General features: G+C 64.5%; 2 protein-coding genes. Both read right to left on the reverse strand.

Annotation, left to right across the window (positions count from 1 at the left end):
* Nucleotides 1-563: 563 nt before the first annotated feature.
* Entirely contained in the window at nt 564-1325 is a 762-nt protein-coding gene (locus tag GY769_20405) for an ATP-binding protein (GenBank protein MCP4204284.1), read from the reverse strand.
* Nucleotides 1322-2887, reverse strand: a complete 1566-nt coding sequence (locus tag GY769_20410) for an IS21 family transposase (protein ID MCP4204285.1) — start codon at nt 2885-2887, stop codon at nt 1322-1324. Before GY769_20410 ends, GY769_20405 begins: the two co-directional genes overlap by 4 nt.
* Nucleotides 2888-3204 lie beyond the last annotated feature (317 nt).

The raw sequence follows: 3204 nt of genomic DNA on the forward strand, positions 1-3204 counted from the left end.
CCGGAGAATCCGAGAAGGCGTCCTCACGCGTGAGGCGCCCATTCGGAGAGTCCGAGAAGGCCTCCTCACACGTGAGGAGACCTTCCCGACTTTCTCGGGTCGCTCTCCTCACGGTCAAGAGAGCCTTCCGAGATTCTCCGGAGGGCCGCCTCACGCGTGAGGGACGGTTTCGAGATTTCGTGAAACGGCACTTCATGCGTATTCCGACGATTCCGACCACCCATTCCGGGCATGGCGACCAGTGGGGCTGAGAGAGACGGTGCTGGGTCCTCCTCGGGTTCAAGTGGTCGGCTTGTGCCGACTCCGGGTCTGATCTGGACTCTATATCAACTCGTCGTCGTCGGGGCTGTGGGAGGTGTGGGAAGGTGGCCGAGTCTTCGAGGCCAGCTTTCCAAGTGCCTGTGGGAAGGTGGCCGAGTCTTCGAGGCCAGCTTTCCAAGGCCGGGGTGGGAAACCTGTGGGAGGGCGTCTGCGGCCTTCCACAGGTTTCCCACCCCGGCCGGCAGGCGCGGCACCTTCCATAGCCCGTCTTGGGTGAGTGGCCAGCGTGGCCAGTTCCTGGGTTAGCGATCGGCCGTCTCCTTCTTCGCCGCCCGGGCCTTCTTGCGGCGCATCGATTCTCCCTGTAGGGCGATCGGGTAGGCATTGTGGACGAGACGATCCAGGATCGCGTCCGCCAGCGTCGGGTGGTCAATCGCGTCATACCACTTGTCGACCGGCAGCTGGCTGGTGACCAACGTCGAGCGCAGCTCGTGGCGGTCCTCGAGGATCTCCAACAGCTCTCGGCGGTCAGCATCCGTCAGCGGCGCGAGCCCCCAATCGTCGAGCACCAGCAGCTCGGTGCGGGCGAAGCCGGCCATCAGCTTGGGATAACGGCCATCGGCATGAGCCAAGACCAGTTCCTCGAGAAGGCGAGGCAGGCGCAGGTACTGGACCGTGTAGCCCTCGCGGCAGGCTTTTTGCGCCAGAGCACAGGCCAGAAAGGTCTTCCCGACGCCGGTGGGGCCGGTGATCAGGACGTTGCGGTGCTGGGCGATCCAATCACAAGAGCCGAGCGACAGAAGTAAGCCTTTATCCAGGCCCCGACGAGTGCGGAAGTCGACGTCCTCGACGCAGGCATTTTTCTGGCGCAGTTTGGCTTTACGCAGCCGCGTCTGCATGCGGCGGTAATTCCTTTCGGTGACTTCTCGATCGATCAGAAGTGCCAGGCGATCCTCGAAGCGCAGATCCTCGGCGGCAGTCGTCTCCAGCTGCTCTTCGAAAGCCTTGGCCATGCCGGTGAGGCGCAGAGCGTGGAGCTGTTCGAGCGTCGGATGCCTCATCATGGCACACCCCCTTGAGAACTCGTCGAGCTCTGATAGTACGCGGCGCCTCGGACGTTACCGTGCTCGATCGGCGGCGGCGACGGCGCCTCGCTCGGAGGATCTTGTCGGTCCAAGCCTCTCTCGAGAATCGAGCGAATACTCTTGTACGACAGCCCGCGGATCCGCAATGCCCGCAGGCACGCCGCCTCCAAGCGATCCGGCCCATAGCGCTGAGCCAGGCGGCGCAGCCCCAGACACGAGTGGAACCCCTGGTGCGGATGTGCCCGCGAGGTCAGGATCCCCTCGACCACCTCCGCGGTCGACGGACCCGTCTGCTGCGCCCACGTCACCAGCCGTTGGGGTGTCCACTCCGCGTAGTGACGGTGCGCCCGCGGCATGTGCTCCAGCAGTGTCGTGCTCTTGCCCGGCTCGGCGCCGTACACGTGACACGCCACTCGCTGGCCGCCGTGCAGACACTCCACCGCCGCCGCGGTCACACGCACCTCCATCTCCTGACCGACGAGTTGGTACGGCACGCTGTAGAAGTGACCGTCGACCTCCACATGGTAATCCGGGCGCACCCGCACTTTACGCCACTCCGCAGACTCGAAGCGCTCCCGCGGCAGCGGCTTCAACGCCGGCTGGTCCAGCGCCTCGAAATGCGACCGACGACAGCCGTCGAGTTTCTTGAACGGACGAGAGTTCAGGCGATCCAGCAGCTCACGGACGGCGGCGTTGAGCTCGCTCAGGGAGAAGAACTCACGGTTTCTCAGACGCGCCAGGATCCAACGCTCGACCACCTGCACCCCCACCTCCACCTTCGCCTTGTCCTTGGGCTTGCGCACCCGCGCCGGGATCACCGCCGTGCCGTAGTGCGACGCCAACTCCTGATACGTCGGGTTCAGATCCGGCTCGTAACGGCAAGCCCTGGTCACCCCGCTCTTCAGGTTGTCGGGGATCACCAACGACGGCACGCCACCCAGGAATTCGAACGTCCTCACGTGCGAGCCGGTCCAGTTCTCCAGGTCTTGCGTCCACGTCGCCTCCGCGTAGCTGTAGTTGCTCGCACCCAAGACCGCCACGAAGATCTCCGCGGCACGGATCTGGCCCGTCGCCGGGTCCTTCACCGGCACCGTCTGACCGCAGTAGTCCACGAACAGTTTCTCCCCCGCCGTGTGCTCCTGGCGCATGCTCAGGTCCAACTTCTTGCGCCACCCGCCGTACAGCTCGCAGAACCGGCTGTACTGATACCCCTCCGGGTGCGTCTCTTTGTACTCCTCCCACAGCAGCTGAAGCGTCACACCAGGCCGCTTCAGCTCTCGGTAGATCGTGGGCCACTTCGGCAGCGGCCGACTCGGCGCCGACGACTCCCGTGGGAACAGCCGCTGCCCCAGCGTCCCCGAATCCATCTCTTTCACCTGTTCCCAGCACAACTCCGCCTCCTCCGCACGACGCTGGTACTCCAAAACCGTGCTGTGCGACACCGAGCAGGCTCGAGCCGTATCTCGCACCCCTACTCCCAGGTCCCACAGCAGTCGCAGGATCTCGTACATCTTCCGCATCGGTAGCCTCCTCGCTGGCATCGACGCCTCCTCTTCCTTGGTTATGGGAGGTGACGATACCCGTTGTGAGGACTACCCAGCGCCTTCTCGCAGCCCCTGGTCAAGTCCGGTTCCGGCCGAAGCCGACCACGGTTCCGGAAGCAGCCGCCAACTGGTCGGCTTCCGACCGGAATCGCTGGTCGGCTTCATCCGGAAGGGTGGTCGGCTTCTGTCGGAACAGGTGGTCGGCTTCCCCCGGAATACGCAGATCGGCTCCTCGATCGGCTTGCCGGTGCGGGCGGCCTTGCGCTCCTTCAGCGTGTGCAGCTCGTCGAGCCGCTTGATGAAGAGCAGATACG

Source organism: bacterium (assembly GCA_024224155.1).
Classification (GTDB): domain Bacteria; phylum Acidobacteriota; class Thermoanaerobaculia; order Multivoradales; family JAHEKO01; genus CALZIK01.